The sequence below is a fragment of the Streptomyces sp. NPDC054847 genome, assembly GCF_053610925.1.
The window spans coordinates 1-14334 of record NZ_JBSGZJ010000157.1 but is presented as its reverse complement, the minus strand read 5'-3'; the positions used below and the strand labels follow the sequence as shown (position 1 = coordinate 14334).

Genomic DNA, 14334 nt, shown 5'->3' with positions numbered 1-14334 from the left:
GCCCGGCCTTTCGTCGCTGCTGTGCTTCGCGGCCCGGCCGCTCGGCGGGTCAGCCGCTGAGGCGCTCGCCCGTCGACGTCGAGAAGACGTGGATCTCGCCGGAGCGCGGCACGACGTGGAGCTCGCTGCCCTTGGCCGGGACGGCGCGGCCGCCGACGCGGACGACGAGGTCCTTGTGCTCGCCGCCGACCTGGGCGGAGCCGTACACGTAGCCGTCGGCGCCGAGCTCCTCCACGACGTTCACGGACACGGCGAGGCCGGCCGGGGCGTCCTTGGAGAGGGTCTTGGTGTCACCGGCGCCGTGCTCGACGACGTCGAAGTGCTCGGGGCGGACGCCGACCGTGACGGTCGTGTCGCCCTTGTCGGCGGCGGCGGACAGGGCCTCACGGGAGACCGGGACGACGCTGTTGCCGAACTTCACGCCACCGTCGGTGATCGGGACCTCGACGAGGTTCATCGCCGGGGAGCCGATGAAGCCGGCGACGAAGAGGTTGGCGGGACGGTCGTACATGTTGCGCGGCGAGTCGACCTGCTGGAGCAGGCCGTCCTTCAGCACGGCCACCCGGTCGCCCATGGTCATGGCCTCGACCTGGTCGTGCGTGACGTACACGGTGGTGATGCCGAGGCGGCGCTGCAGGCTCGCGATCTGCGTACGGGTGGAGACACGGAGCTTGGCGTCCAGGTTCGACAGCGGCTCGTCCATGAGGAAGACCTGCGGCTCACGCACGATGGCGCGGCCCATCGCGACACGCTGGCGCTGACCACCGGAGAGGGCCTTCGGCTTGCGGTCCAGGTAGTCGCTGAGGTCGAGGATCTTCGCGGCCTCTTCGACCTTCTTGCGGATCTCGCTCTTGTTGACGCCGGCGATCTTGAGCGCGAAGCCCATGTTGTCGGCGACGGTCATGTGCGGGTAGAGCGCGTAGTTCTGGAACACCATGGCGATGTCCCGGTCCTTCGGCGGCAGGTGCGTGACGTCGCGGTTGCCGATCCGGATGGATCCGCCGTTGACGTCCTCGAGACCCGCGAGCATCCGCAGGGAGGTCGACTTGCCGCAGCCGGACGGCCCGACGAGGACGAGGAACTCGCCGTCCTCGGTCTCGATCTCGAGCTGGTCGACGGCGGGCTTCTCGGAGCCCGGGTAGATCCGGGTCGCCTTGTCGAACGTGACAGTAGCCATGCTGATGTGTCTCCTTCACCGGCAGGAACGTGCCGGACGATCCGAGTAAGGGAGTGGTCTGGTCCAACGGTGTGAACCTGCCGTGACGCTACCTGGCGATGTGCCGTCTGTCAGTAGCTCATGGGTCACGAAAATGTCGAGGGTCGGGGCCTGAAGCGGCAGAGCACCTCACTTTTGACCTCTGTCCTGAGTGCCGGACAGTTTCCTGCTTCAACGCCCATCGCCGAACCGGCATGGCCCTGAGGGTCATGCCTGGACGGTCTTACGCGGGCTCCACAGGCATTCGGCCGACGGCCCGTCGGTCCGTGTTGCCTGAGCTGTCAGATGATCCTCAGGCAGCATCGATGCTTTGACCAGCGATGGAGCCGGCCGGTTCGGCGGTAGTGCCATCACTACCGACCAGTACAGCCGCATTCCCTCGTCGCGCAGATTCGCCGCCGCGTTCACGTCCCGGTCGTGCACGACACCGCAGCCCTGGCACGTCCACTCCCGTACGGACACGTCCAGCTTTGGACCTGTCACATGACAGGAGGAGCAACGACGGGTGGAGGGGAAGAAGCGGTCCACGATCACCAGCGTCCGTCCGTACCACGCGCACTTGTACCGCAGCTGGCGCAGCAACTCACCCCAGGCCGCATCAATGATCGACCGGTTCAGCTTCGCCTTCCTTCGCCGCCCCTCGCCGACAGCGCGGCGCATCAGATTGGTGATCGGCAGGTCTTCCACCACGAGCACTTGGTTCTCGCGCACAAGGCGGGTTGTGAACTGGTCCAGCAGATCCCTGCGAACGTCACTGATGAATGCATACAGGCGCGCGATCCGCTCCCGAGCCTTCTCCCTGTTCCTCGAACCCCTCCCCTTGCGATGTAGATCCCGTTGCCGCTGCGCCAGCTCATTTGCGTACTTTCGGAGCAGCCGAGGGTGCTCCAGCTTCGTACCGTCGTCCAACGTCACCAGCGCCGCCAGACCGAGATCCAGCCCGACCACCTTCGGTTCACGCCCACCGGGCAGGAACGCGACAGGCAGGGGCTCGATCCGCTCCTCGACCAGCACCGACAGGAAATACCGGCCGGCCCGGTCACGTGTCACCGTCAACTTCACCGGCCTTTCGCCCGGGGGCACCGGACGGGACCACCTCACATCAAGCGGCTCGCGCTGCTTGGCCAGCGTGACCAGACCCGTACCCGGTCGCTCCGGGTCCTCGACCCAGCGGAAGCCGGTCCGCACGTACGTCGCCGAATCCCGGGACCGGCGCTTCTTCTTCGGCTTCGGGTAATTCGCCGTCCCCTTGAAGAACCGTGAGAACGCACCGTCCAAGTGCCGCAGTGTCTGCTGCAGAACCGTCGACGAGACATCCCGCAGCCACGATTTCCCCTCGGCCCGTCGCCACCCCGTCAATGCCCGGCACGTCTCCGCGAACCCCACCGACACCCGATGGTGTTCCCAGGCGCTCGCTCGTAGGGCGAGCCCTTCGTTGTAGACCCATCGGCAGGCGCCGAAGGTTTGCTCCAGCTGCTCGGCCTGGCTCGCGGTCGGGTAGAAGCGGAAGCGGTAGACGCGCTGCTGGGTACCGGACTCCTTGGGGCGGTGCTGCACGGGGGTTGCCGCACGATTCTGATGCTTGCGCCGGTCGGCGATGCCCAGCGCCTCCCGCTTGACGCGTTTCGCTGCCTCGCCGCCGATGCGGGCAGGTGCTTCCATCATGCCTCCCCCCTACTGTCCGATAGTCGGAACAGAACGTCAGTCCGTTCAACGAACCTGAGGACGGGTGGTTACGGCCGTCGTAATGGTCTTCGTGTGTTGTCCGGCGCTCTGTGTAGAGTGGTGACGCTTTCACGCGCGTGTGACCCGTGTGAAGCTGCCGCCTTAGCTCAGTTGGCAGAGCGGTTGCCTTGTAAGCTCCAGGTCGTCGGTTCGATTCCGACAGGCGGCTCCACCGAACTCGTGTCCCGGACCCTTCAGGTCCGGGACACTTGTGTTTGCGGGGGTGTGTCGGGGTGTACCTGGGGAGGGGTGCGTCGAATGGGGCGTCTTCGTGTTCTTCAACAACGAGGCGACACCGGACGGTTCTGTGCGCATGCTCGGTTCGTTCGCTGGAGACCGGACGGCGATTCGGGTGGCCTTCGATGCACTGCCGGACAGGGCGGATCGCCTCGTGCTGGTGGCGGCGGTCGATCCGGAGGTGAATCCGGACGCTGATCTCTCAACGTTCGCGGATGCCGGAATCCGGCTCCGCGACGCGTCGGGCGTGGAGTTGGACCGGTTGGTTGTGTCGGACGGCCGCGACGCTGAGACGGCACTGGTACTGGGATCGTTCCGGCGGCGTGCCAGCGGCGACTGGGAGTTCGTACTGGGCGGCAAGGGCTACCGAGGCGGCTTGGAGGAGCTCGTGGGGGACTTCGGGATCGAGGTGGAGTGAACCGGCTGCCGGGTCGGCGTGGTGCGGCCCGGGCTCTTTGAGATGCGAAGGGCCCCCCGGACAGACCGTCCGGGGGCCCTTCGTCGTGTCCGGTCAGTGGCGGCCGGAGATCTTGTCCGCCAGGGTCGCGAGGCGGGCCGTCGTCGGGGTGTGGGTGGCGGCCTCGTACCGGTCGGCCCTGCGGTACGCGGAGTAGAGGGTGTGGACGCCCAGCCAGCGCAGGGGTTCCGGTTCCCACTTGCGGACCTTGTGGTTCACCCAGGGGAGCGCGGTCAGGTCGGTGGGGCCCGACTGGCCGGAGTCCTGCTGGATCAGGTCGCGCAGGGTGCGGGCGGCCAGGTTGGAGGTGGCCACGCCGGAGCCGACGTAACCGCCGGCCCAGCCGAGGCCGGTGGAGCGGTCGAGGGTGGCGGTCGCGCACCAGTCGCGCGGGACGCCGAGGACGCCCGACCAGGCGTGGGCGATCCGGGCCCCGGCGAGCCGGGGGAAGAAGCGGATCAGGATCTCGCGCAGCGCCTCGACGGTGGCGGGGCCGGTGCGTCCGTCGTTGTCGGTCCGCGAGCCGTAGCGGTAGGGGGCGCCGCGCCCGCCGATCGCGATGCGGTTGTCGGCGGTGCGCTGGGCGTACATGTAGGCGTGGGCCATGTCGCCGAGGGTCTCGCGGCCGGACCAGCCGATCTCGTCCCACGCGTCGTCCGGGAGCGGCTCCGTGACGATCATGGAGGAGTTCATGGGGAGCCAGGTGCGGTGCTGGCCCTTGAGGGACGCGGTGAACCCCTCGGTGCAGCGCAGGATGTAGGGAGCGCGGACGGTGCCGTACGGGGTGACGGCGTGCTTGGGCCTGATCTCCGTGACGGGCGTCGACTCGTGGACGGTGACGCCGAGCGCCTCCACGGCGGCGGCCAGGCCCTTGACCAGCTTCACCGGGTGCAGGCGGGCGCCGTGCGGGGTCCAGCTGCCGGCGACGGCGCCGCTGACGTGGACGCGTTCCGCGGTCTCACGGGCGCCGAGCAGGACACGGTCCTTCTCGCCGAAGGCGATCTCGACGGAGTGGAAGTCCTTCAGGCGCTGGAGCTGGGCGGGCGTGCGGGCGACCTCGAGAACGCCGCCCTTGTGGATGTCGGCGTCGATCTTCTCCTCGCCGGCGACGCGGACGACTTCGTCGACGGTGTCGTTCATGGCCTGCTGGAGGCGTACGGCCGCGTCGTGGCCGTGGAGCCGGGCGTAGCGGTCGCGTCCGGCGATGCCGTTGTAGAGCCAGCCGCCGTTGCGTCCCGAGGCGCCGTACCCGCAGAACGTGGCTTCCAGGACGGTGATGTTGAGGAACGGGACGGCCTTCTTGAGGTAGTACGCGGTCCACAGGCCGGTGTATCCGCCGCCGACGATGCAGACGTCGGCGTTGCTGTCGCCGGGGAGGGGTTCGCGGGGGACGGGGGCGCCGTCCTGCGCGTACCAGAACGATATGCCGCCGTTGACGGTGTTCATGTGGGTCGCTGCTTTCCCTGCCGTTGGGTGGGCCGTGTGGCGGGAATGTACTGCTCCGGGGCGCTTTCCGCGACGTAGGGCGGCGGCATGGGCGGCGGCCGGGCGGGCGGTGGTCCGCTCCGTGGAATCTTCTGGCGCGACGAGCGGTCGTAAGGGCAGGCTGGGCGCATGATTCGTACTGCCGCACCCGCCGATGTGCCCGTGATCCACGAGATGGTCCGGGAGCTCGCCGAATACGAGAAGGCCTTGCACGAGGCGAACGCGACCGAGGAGCAGCTGCGTGAGGCGCTGTTCGGTGAGCGGCCCGCGGCGTTCGCGCACATCGCGGAGACGGAGGACGGCGAGGTCGCCGGTTTCGCGCTGTGGTTCCTGAACTTCTCGACGTGGCGCGGTGTGCACGGGATCTACCTGGAGGACCTGTACGTGCGGCCGGGGCTGCGGGGCGGCGGCCACGGGAAGGCGCTGCTCACGGAGTTGGCGCGGATCTGCGTGGAGCGCGGCTACGAGCGTCTGGAGTGGTCGGTGCTGAACTGGAACACCCCGTCGATCGACTTCTACAGGTCGCTGGGGGCACGGCCGCAGGACGAGTGGACGGTCTACCGGCTGACCGACGGGGCGCTCAAGAGCCTCGGAGCCTGATCCTCCCTTTGGTGGGTCCGGGGGCCACGGGTCCTGGACACCGGGGGCCGGGACGTCACCACGGGACCAGGATGTGACGGGGCGGGGCCTTACGGGACGAGGACGACCTTGCCGACGGTGCCGCGTGTCTCGAGGGCGCGGTGCGCGTCGGCGGCGTCCGACAGGGCGTAGCGCTGGACGGCGGGGCGGAGCCGGCCGGCGGCGGCCTCGGCGAGGGCGCGGCTCTCGAGGGCGCGCAGACCGCCGGCCTTCTCGAGCATGGCGGGGCCGAGGACGCCCTGTGAGGTGATGCCGCGTTCTGCGAGTTCCTCCGCGGTGAGGGTCAGCGGGCTGTCGGAGAGGATGCCCTGGCTGGACCAGCCGAAGACGATGTGCTTGCCGCCCTTGCCGAGGAGGTCCACGGCGGCGCGGCCGGCCTTGCCGCCGACGGAGTCGTAGACGACGCCTGCACGCCGGTCGCCGAGGTGGCCGCGTACGGTGTCGGGCCAGTCCGGGCGGGTGTAGTCGACGGCCAGGTCGGCGCCGTTGTCGCGTACGCGGGCGGTTTTGGCGGGGCCGCCGGCCAGGCCGACGACGGTGGCGCCGGCGTTCTTGGCGTACTGGACGATCAGTGTGCCGATGCCGCCCGCGGCGGCGGGGACGATCACGATGTCGTCGGGCCCGAGGTCGGTGTACTGGAGGATGCCGAGCGCGGTCCTTCCGGTGCCGATCATGGCGACGGCCGCCGCCTCGTCGAGTTCTCCGGGGATCTCGTGGAGTCGGTCCCCGCCGGTGACGGCGAGTTCGGCGTAGCCCCCGGGCGCCATGCCGAGGTGGGCGACGACGCGCTTGCCGAGCCAGGCGGGGTCGGTGCCCTCGCCGAGGGACTCGACGACGCCGGCGACTTCGCGGCCGGGGATCGTCGGCAGTTCCACGGCGACCGGGTACGGGCCTTGCGCGCCCTCGCGCAGCGCGGTGTCGAGGAGATGGACACCGGCGGCGGCGACGGCGATCCGTACCTGGCCGGGGCCGGGTACGGGGTCGTCGGCCGTCTCGTAGGTCAGGTTCTCCGCGGGGCCGAAGGCGTGCAGGCGGACGGCGTGCATGGTGTGGGCTCCCTTGTGGTGGGGTCGTCAAGCCCACTCTTCAACCTCAAGCGCGCTTGACGTCAAGGCGGTTGCGGGCCGACCGGTGCGCGCTGCCGCTGCCGCTGCCGCGCAGCGCGAGCGAGACCGCCTCCAGCGCGCTGTTGAAGGACACCTCCGAGAGCAGCCCCGGCGCTGCCACCTGGTCCCCGGCGAGGTAGACGCCGTCACCGCGGTCGATGGCGGGACGGTCGCGCCAGGTGGTGCCGGGCAGGTCGACGGCGCCGGTACGGCCGTTGGCGAGCGCTTCGCGCCGCCACACGGTCCGCTCCCGCCAGCCGGGGAACCCGAGGTCGAGGAGTGCCTCCGCGTGGGCGGTTCCGTCGGCCTTGGACGCGTCGGGGGCGATGGGGAGCTGTCCCTGCACCAGTTGCTGCCCGGCGGGGGCGAGGGTCGGGTCCTGGGCGGTGAAGCGTTCGAGCCAGCCGGGGGCGTCGAGGTCGGAGACCACGAACGCGTCGCCGCGCCGGGTCCGCAGCGCCAGGTCGACCAGGGTGGTGCGGCCGCTGGTCCAGCGCAGGGTGTCGTCGCCGAGGATGCGGCGGGCCGCGTCGAGGGTGGTGGCGACGATGACGGGGCCGTGCCCTTCGGGCAGGGCGTCGACGCGTGACGTGGTCTCGATGCGTACGCCCAGGTCCCAGGCGCGGGCGGCCATCCGCTCGATGACCTGCCCCCAGCCGCCGCGCGGGTAGTGGGCCTCCGGCGGCAGGGCCGTGGCCCGTCGGAGGCGTTCGTGGACGAACGCGGCGGAGAGCGAGCCGGGGTCGTGGTGGAAGAGGGCGACGCCCATGTAGTGGGCGGCCGCCCGGGCGGCGTGCTCGTCCGCGACGGTCGTCGCCCAGGTCAGGAAGTCGGTGTCGACGGGGGCCGAGCCGGCGGGACGGCGGGCGAGCCTGAGCATTCCGAGGGGTGGGGTCCTGCGCAGCGCGCCGTCGCGGCGGAAGCGGAAGCGTGCTCCTTCGAGGGGAGGCAGGGGCGCGAGGGGGCCGAGCAGGTTGCGCTGCTTGAGCCAGGTCCAGTGGGGGCCGCGGTTGTAGAGGGCGTGGGGGCCGTCATTGGTCCGGTAGGGGCCGTCGCTGGTGCGGGCGCGTCCCCCGAGGGTGTGGTGGGCCTCGTACAGGGACACACGGGCGCCGGACTCGGCGGCGGTGATGGCCGCGGTGAGGCCGGCGAAGCCGCCGCCGATGACGGTGATCTCATGCATGGCTGTCTCTCCCGGGATGTTCGGCTCGTCGCTCTCACGGCTGCGACGGATCGGGGGCCGGGGGATGTGACATCGGACGGGCGCGAAGCCGTTGTCAGTGGCGCACGTCACCATGGGGGAATGGCGAAGGCGCGGAGAGCGGCAGTGGCGGCGGCGAGGGTGACCGAGGTGCGGCTGCCGCGGCTCGAGGAGTTCGGCGGCGGCGCACTGGTGCCGGACGGGGATTACGACGGGCTGCGGTTCGAGGGACTGGACCTGGGCGGTCAGCAGGGGGCGGGGGCCCGCTTCATCGACTGCGCGCTGATGGACTGCGTCCTGGACGGGACGCAGTTGACGCAGGCCCGTTTCGTGGACTGCGTGCTCGACGGGGTCCGCGGGGTGGGGGCGGATCTCGCCGGGGCCTCGCTGCGTGATGTGGAGGTGCGTGAGGCGCGGCTGGGCGGGGCGCAGCTGCACGGGGCGTCGCTGACGGGGGTGGTGCTGCGCGGCGGCAAGATCGACTATCTGAATCTTCGGGAGGCGGGACTGACGGACGTCGTGTTCCACGGCTGCGTGCTGTCGGAGGCGGACTTCGGGGGCGCGCGGCTGGAGCGGGTGGAGTTCCGGGACTGCGTGCTGCGGCGGGTCGATCTGACCGGGGTCCGGATGAAGGACGTCGACCTGCGCGGGGCGGCGGAGCTGGACATCGCACGCGGGGTGGAGCGGCTGGCCGGGGCGGTGATCAGCCCGGGGCAACTGCTGGAGCTGGCACCCGCGTTCGCGGCGCAGATCGGCGTGCGGGTGGAGTAGCGGGCGGGCCCGGCCGGTCAGGCCGTGCGGGGGAAGCGGGCCTGGAGGTCCCAGATCACCGGGTTGTCGCCGAGGCCCTCGTGCATGTCGGTGAGGTCGGCGATCAGGTCGTGCAGGAAGTCGCGGGCCTCACGGCGGAGTTCGGCGTGGCTGAAGGTGATCGGCGGCTCGTCGCCGGGCATCCAGTCGGCCTCGACGTCGACCCATCCGAAGCGGCGCTCGAAGAGCATCCGGTCGCTGGACTCCGTGAAGTCCAGCTCGGCGTACTGGGGCTTCGACGCGCGGCTGCCGAGCGGGTCGCGGTCGAGCTGCTCGACGATGTCGCACAGGGCCCAGGCGAAGTCGAGTACCGGGACCCATCCCCAGGCTGTGGATACCTCCCGGTCCTTCTCGGTGTCGGCGAGATAGACGTCACCGCAGAAGAGGTCGTGGCGCAGCGCCTGTACTTCCGCGCGCCGGTAGTCGGTCTGCGGCGGGTCGGGGAAGCGGCGCGAGAGGGAGTAGCCGATGTCGAGCACGTGGTCGATGGTGTCATGCCCGGCGGCGCCTGCTGTACGACCAGGTGACGGCGGTCAGCAGGAAGGGGACGGCGGCGAGCGGCCCGAAGAAGAAGGCCCAGACGGTCTCGGCGGTGCCCGACATGTAGGTCCGGCTCTCCACGGTGAACAGGACCACCACCTGCCACAGCGCGAAGAGGACCGTCAGGGCCGACGCGGTCCAGGCGAGGGCGGCGAGCGTACGGGGGCGCAGCGGCTGCCACCGGTCGCTGACCAGGAGCAGGGGGAACAGGGCGGCGAGCTCGGAGACGACGGCGAGGCCGACGACGTAGGCGATGCCCCAGCCGGGGATGCCGAAGGCGTCGCGCAGGACCTGGTCGCTGTAGCCGACGTAGACACCGCTCGCCATGGCGATGCGCCACAGACCGGAGGGCAGGGCGCACAGGGCGATGGCGTGGGCGGCACGGCGCGCCCAGCGAGGAGCGGGGGCGAGCGCCGGCACGGTGGCGGTGGGCGGGTCCGACGGGCGGCAGGATGCGGTCGAGGCGGTCATGACAACCACGATGGCCGCGGGGGTCGAGGTGACGCTTCCTCCTGCGCGGCGGACCGTCTCCGCCGCACGGCGGAGACGACGGGGGCGGGGGTCGCAGCTGCGGCCGGAGTCGGCCGGGCCCGGTTCCGGTGTCACCGCGGCGGTCGCAGCCGCGGCCGGTCCGGGGCCGGTTCAGGGGCCGCCACGCAGCCGGAGGCAGACCCGGTGCCGCAGCCGCCACCGCCGCAAGCAGCTCAAGCCCTAGCCGGTCCTGGCGGCCGCAGCCGCCGCGGCAGCGGGGCCGTCGACGTCGCCGGTGTCACGGCAGCAGGCGTTGTTCCTTCGCCACCGCCACCGCGCCCGCCCGGGTGTCCACGCCGAGCTTGGCGTAGATACGGCCCAGGTGGGTCTTCACGGTCGCCTCGCTGATGAACAGGGCGCGGGCGATCTCGCGGTTGCCGAGGCCGTGCGCCAGCTGGCCGAGGATGTCGCGTTCCCGGTCGGTCAGCGACGGGGCGGCGGCTCCGCGCATCCGGTCCATGACCCGGCTCGCCACGGGCGCCGACAGCGCGGTGCGGCCCTGCGAGGCCGCCCGGATCGCCGCGAACAGTTCCTCGGGGCGTTCCGCCTTGAGGAGGTAGCCGGTCGCGCCGGCCTCGATGGCCCGGGTGATGTCCGCGTCCGTGTCGTAGGTGGTCAGGACCAGCACATGGGTGCCGGGAGAGGCGATACGGCGGGTGGCCTCGACGCCGTCGATGCCGGCGCCCAGCTGGAGGTCCATCAGGACGACGTCCGGCTTCAGTTTGGCGGCCATCGCGACGGCCTCCTCGCCGCTGCCGGCCTCGCCGACGACCTCGATGTCGGGCTCGCTGCCGAGGAGCGCGAGCAGTCCGGCGCGGACGACGACGTGGTCGTCGCAGAGCAGGATCCGTACGGCGGTCATGAGCGGGCCTCCAACGGGATCGCGGCGGACAGCACGGTGCCTTCGCCGGGTGCGGACTCGATGGTGAGGGTGCCGCCGAGCTGTTCGACACGGGCCCTGATCGCGGGCAGACCGTGTCCGCGCACGCCGGAGGAGGAGCGGCCGGCGGCGGGGTCGAAGCCGCGTCCGTCGTCCGCGACGTCGAGGACGACTTGGTCGCCCATGAGCGTGAGGGTCAGCGTGGCGGCGGTGGCACCGGCGTGCTCCCGTACGTTCGCCAGCGCGCCCTGGGCGATACGCAGCAGCGCGGACTGGACCCGGTCGGGCAGCGGCGCGGGCGGGCCGTCGAGGTGGAAGCGGACGGGGAGGGCGTCGGTGGACTCCCGGGCGGCGAGCGTCCGGAGTGCTTCTGGCAGGCTCCCGCCCTCGGCGAGGTCGGCCGGGGCCAGGTCGTGGACGAAGCGGCGGGCCTCGGCGAGGCTGCGCTCCGCGATGGACTCGGCGGTGCGGACATGGCCGCGGGCGGCGGACGGGTCGCTGTCCCAGGTGCGGTCCGCGGCCTGGAGCAGCATCTGCTGACTGGACAGGCTCTGCGCGAGGGTGTCGTGGATCTCCATGGACAGCCGCTGCCGTTCGGCGAGAGTGCCTTCACGGCGCTCGGTGGCGGCGAGTTCGCGGCGGGTGCGGACCAGGTCGTCGATGAGTGCCCGCCGGCGGTCGGCGAGCCGTTCCGCGTGGACGAAGACGGCCGTGGCGACGGCTGCGACGGCGGGCGGCGCGATGACCAGGTTCGGGTCGAAGCCGCCCTGCGCGAGTTGCAGCTGCGCGGCGACGACGAACACCGTGAGCAGGGCGACCAGGGCGATCGCCGCGCGGGTCGGCAGCGCGCGCAGTCCCGTGTAGAGGAGGGGCACGGCGCACCAGGCGAAGCTCGGGGCGAGGAGGACGAGGACCACCCAGACGGCCACGACGGTGACCAGCCACATCAGCCGGCGGGGGGTGGCGCGCGGGCCGAACACGGGGCCCACCGTGTAGAGGACGGCGAGGGTCACGGAGAGCCCGATGATCCACGGGGACCGGAACTCCCAGGGGTGGCGGAGCAGATAGCGGACGAGCGAGGCGCCGAGCAGCAGGAAGAACGCCGCGTGCATCACACCGGCCAGCCACCGGGCGTCGGGGTCCTGCTCCCCGTGCTGCCCGCCCGCGGGCCCGCCGTGCCGGTCCGGCACCCGCGGGCGGGTCCGCTCCCGGGGCCGTACCCGCTCCGGGGCCCCGCCCCTGCCCTGTTCCTCGTCCACCGTCGTCTCCTCGACCGACCAGGCCCCTGACCTGGGCCTGCTTCTCATGGTGGCCCGGCGGACCCATGGGGGCATCAACCGATCGGCTGACACGCCCGTCGTCCATCATGCGCGCCGAGGGCAGCCGGAGCGTGGACCGTACCGGGCACTTGGCGGCCGGAGGATCGATGGCAGAGCGAGAGCCACGGCGGAACAGCCGCCCTCATGAAGGAGCCACCCGGATGAAGAAGACCCTGATCGGTGCCGCCACCGCAGCCGTTGTCGCCGTCGGCACGTTCGGCGCCGTAGCGGCGAACGCCTCCGCCCCGGCCGCGGAGACCAAGGCCGCCGTCACCGCCGACGTCGCGACCCGCAGCCTTCAGCAGTCCACGCACCTGACGATCGACGCGGCCACCAGGGCCGCGCAGGCCGCTCTCGACGCCGCGGAGCAGGAGAACCAGCGCGTCACCGTCGCGGTCGTCGACCGGAACGGCAACACGATCGTCACCCTGCGCGGCGACGGCGCGGGCCCGCAGTCGTACGAGTCGGCGGAGAAGAAGGCGTACACCGCGGTGTCCTGGAACGCCGCCACCTCCGAGCTGGTCAAGCGGCTGGAGCAGGCCCCGAACCTGAAGGACATCCCGGGGACGCTGTTCCTCAGCGGCGGGGTGCCGGTGCAGGCCAAGGGCGCTCCGGTCGCCGGCATCGGTGTGGCGGGCGCGCCGAGCGGCGAGCTGGACGAGAAGTTCGCCCAGGCAGGCGCCGCCGCGCTCGGCCGCTGACCGGGCGGGCCGCCCCGGGGCCGGCCTGTTCGGGACCCGCCCCGGGGTGCCGCCTGCCTAGGATCTCGGGGTGGACCCGCACCTCTCCCGCCGCCCCGCCCTTCTGCGTACCGCCCTCGCCCTGTTGCTGGTCGCGGCCGCCGTCATGGGCTGCTCCGGTGACGGTGCGGGCGTGCGCGGAACGCCGGGCGCCGCGGGGCTCCGTGATCCGTACTTCCCCCGGCTCGGCAACGGCGGTTACGACGTCCGGCACTACGGACTCGCCCTCGGCTACGACCCCCGCGACGGCCGCCTCCGGGGCACCGCGGAGCTCACCGCGCTCGCCACCCAGGACCTGAGCGCCTTCCACCTCGACCTGCGCGGGATGACGGTGGAGCGTGTGACGGTCGACGGCGCGGAGGCCGCCGTCAACCGGGCCGGTACGGAACTGACGGTGCGTCCGCGCCGGGACATCGACAAGGGCGCCGAGTTCCGTACCGTCGTCCGGTACACCGGGGTCCCGCAGACGGTCACGGACGCCGACGGCTCCAAGGAGGGCTGGCTGCGTGCGGCTGACGGTGACGCCCTCGCGGTCGGCCAGCCGGTCGGTTCCATGGCGTGGTTCCCCGGCAACCACCACCCGGCGGACAAGGCCGCGTACGACATCACCGTCACCGTTCCCGACGGCTACGAGGCGGTGTCCAACGGCGAGCCGGCGGGTGAGCGCACCAAGGGCGGCCGGACCGTTTTCACTTGGCGTTCCGAGCAGCCGATGGCGAGCTTCCTGGTCCTGCTCGCGATCGGCGACTTCCGTACGGCGACCACGCGCACGGCGGCCGGGCTGCCCGTCGTGACGGCCGTCGATCCGGCGGCGGAGGAGGAGAGTGCGGCGCTGCTGCGCCGGCTCCCGCGGATCGTCGAGTGGGGGACGGAGAAGTTCGGGCCGTACCCGTTCTCGTCGGCGGGCGCGGTCGTCGTGCCCGCCGGGGAGGTCGGATACGCGCTGGAGACGCAGAGCCGGCCGGTTTTCCCGGTGGACCGGTTCGACGAGGAGACCCTCGTCCATGAGCTGGCCCACCAGTGGTTCGGCAACTCGGTGACGCCGGCGTCCTGGCGGGACATCTGGCTGAGCGAGAGCTTCGCCACCTACGCCGAGTGGATGTGGCTGGCGGAGGCAGGGGACACGCCGGTGCGGGAGAGCTTCGAGGACGCCTTCGCGGACCAGGAGAACTGGGCCTTCGCCCCGGCCGTGCCGCCGCGCGCCGAGGACATCTTCGCGGCGCCGGTCTACGGGCGCGGGGCGATGGTGCTGCACAAGCTCCGCGAGGCCGTCGGCGACGACGTGTTCTTCAAGATCGCGCGCGGCTGGGCGCGGAAGTACCGTCACGCCAACGCCTCCACCGGCGACTTCACCGCCTATGCGGAGGCGAGGTCGGGCAAGGACCTGGCGGAGCTGTGGGAGGTGTGGCTGTACGGGGACGACAAGCCCCGGAGCCCGTGAGCGCGAC

13 protein-coding genes, 1 tRNA gene and 1 pseudogene are annotated in these 14334 nt (G+C 71.6%); 6 read left to right on the top strand and 9 right to left on the bottom strand.

Annotated features, from left to right (window positions below):
• Positions 1–49: 49 nt before the first annotated feature.
• Positions 50–1177, bottom strand: coding sequence for a sn-glycerol-3-phosphate ABC transporter ATP-binding protein UgpC (locus tag ACWGH4_RS17695; RefSeq protein WP_441266763.1), 1128 nt, complete (start codon positions 1175–1177; stop codon positions 50–52).
• A gap of 246 nt (positions 1178–1423) precedes the next feature.
• The gene (locus tag ACWGH4_RS17690) at positions 1424–2881 is read right to left on the bottom strand and encodes an RNA-guided endonuclease InsQ/TnpB family protein (protein ID WP_453461496.1); all 1458 of its coding nucleotides are present in this window, start codon (positions 2879–2881) and stop codon (positions 1424–1426) included.
• 156 nt (positions 2882–3037) lie between these two features.
• Here ACWGH4_RS17690 and ACWGH4_RS17685 point away from each other — a divergent pair.
• Positions 3038–3113 (top strand) — tRNA-Thr (locus ACWGH4_RS17685).
• Positions 3114–3152: 39 nt separating this feature from the next.
• Positions 3153–3596: pseudogene (locus ACWGH4_RS17680) on the top strand (TerD family protein); the annotation flags it as partial.
• A gap of 93 nt (positions 3597–3689) precedes the next feature.
• Here the strand turns inward: ACWGH4_RS17680 and ACWGH4_RS17675 are convergent.
• Complete coding sequence (locus tag ACWGH4_RS17675) at positions 3690–5081, bottom strand: NAD(P)/FAD-dependent oxidoreductase (protein WP_453461493.1); 1392 nt, start codon at positions 5079–5081, stop codon at positions 3690–3692.
• A gap of 168 nt (positions 5082–5249) precedes the next feature.
• Here ACWGH4_RS17675 and ACWGH4_RS17670 point away from each other — a divergent pair, with 168 nt between their 5' ends.
• Positions 5250–5720: a GNAT family N-acetyltransferase gene (locus ACWGH4_RS17670; protein WP_159690476.1), complete on the top strand. Its 471-nt coding sequence runs from the start codon at positions 5250–5252 to the stop codon at positions 5718–5720.
• Positions 5721–5809: 89 nt separating this feature from the next.
• On the opposite strand, the gene ACWGH4_RS17665 is transcribed toward ACWGH4_RS17670, so the two are convergent.
• Together ACWGH4_RS17665 and ACWGH4_RS17660 are read right to left on the bottom strand one after the other, a co-directional pair.
• On the bottom strand, positions 5810–6805 hold the full coding sequence (locus ACWGH4_RS17665; protein ID WP_453461490.1) for a zinc-binding dehydrogenase: 996 nt from the start codon (positions 6803–6805) through the stop codon (positions 5810–5812).
• A gap of 46 nt (positions 6806–6851) precedes the next feature.
• Positions 6852–8048 (bottom strand): NAD(P)-binding protein, encoded by a 1197-nt coding sequence (locus ACWGH4_RS17660; RefSeq protein ID WP_453461487.1) that lies wholly within the window; start codon positions 8046–8048, stop codon positions 6852–6854.
• 144 nt (positions 8049–8192) lie between these two features.
• On the opposite strand from ACWGH4_RS17660, the gene ACWGH4_RS17655 reads away from it, so the two are divergent.
• Positions 8193–8837, top strand: a complete 645-nt coding sequence (locus ACWGH4_RS17655; RefSeq protein ID WP_453461502.1) for a pentapeptide repeat-containing protein — start codon at positions 8193–8195, stop codon at positions 8835–8837.
• A gap of 17 nt (positions 8838–8854) precedes the next feature.
• On the opposite strand, the gene ACWGH4_RS17650 is transcribed toward ACWGH4_RS17655, so the two are convergent.
• The 4 genes from ACWGH4_RS17650 to ACWGH4_RS17635 all read right to left on the bottom strand — a co-directional run bounded on the left by ACWGH4_RS17650 (position 8855) and on the right by ACWGH4_RS17635 (position 11939).
• Positions 8855–9355, bottom strand: coding sequence for a hypothetical protein (locus ACWGH4_RS17650; RefSeq protein ID WP_453461485.1), 501 nt, complete (start codon positions 9353–9355; stop codon positions 8855–8857).
• 13 nt (positions 9356–9368) lie between these two features.
• On the bottom strand, positions 9369–9887 hold the full coding sequence (locus ACWGH4_RS17645; protein WP_441266756.1) for a hypothetical protein: 519 nt from the start codon (positions 9885–9887) through the stop codon (positions 9369–9371).
• Between the two features lie 298 nt (positions 9888–10185).
• Positions 10186–10809: a response regulator gene (locus tag ACWGH4_RS17640; RefSeq protein WP_453461482.1), complete on the bottom strand. Its 624-nt coding sequence runs from the start codon at positions 10807–10809 to the stop codon at positions 10186–10188.
• Positions 10806–11939 (bottom strand): sensor histidine kinase, encoded by a 1134-nt coding sequence (locus ACWGH4_RS17635; protein WP_453461499.1) that lies wholly within the window; start codon positions 11937–11939, stop codon positions 10806–10808. The genes ACWGH4_RS17640 and ACWGH4_RS17635 overlap by 4 nt, the downstream gene beginning before the upstream one ends.
• 368 nt (positions 11940–12307) lie before the next feature.
• On the opposite strand from ACWGH4_RS17635, the gene ACWGH4_RS17630 reads away from it, so the two are divergent.
• Together ACWGH4_RS17630 and ACWGH4_RS17625 are read left to right on the top strand one after the other, a co-directional pair.
• Positions 12308–12847: a GlcG/HbpS family heme-binding protein gene (locus tag ACWGH4_RS17630; protein ID WP_453461479.1), complete on the top strand. Its 540-nt coding sequence runs from the start codon at positions 12308–12310 to the stop codon at positions 12845–12847.
• Between the two features lie 70 nt (positions 12848–12917).
• Positions 12918–14327, top strand: coding sequence for a M1 family metallopeptidase (locus tag ACWGH4_RS17625; protein ID WP_453461476.1), 1410 nt, complete (start codon positions 12918–12920; stop codon positions 14325–14327).
• The last annotated feature ends 7 nt before the right edge of the window (positions 14328–14334 follow it).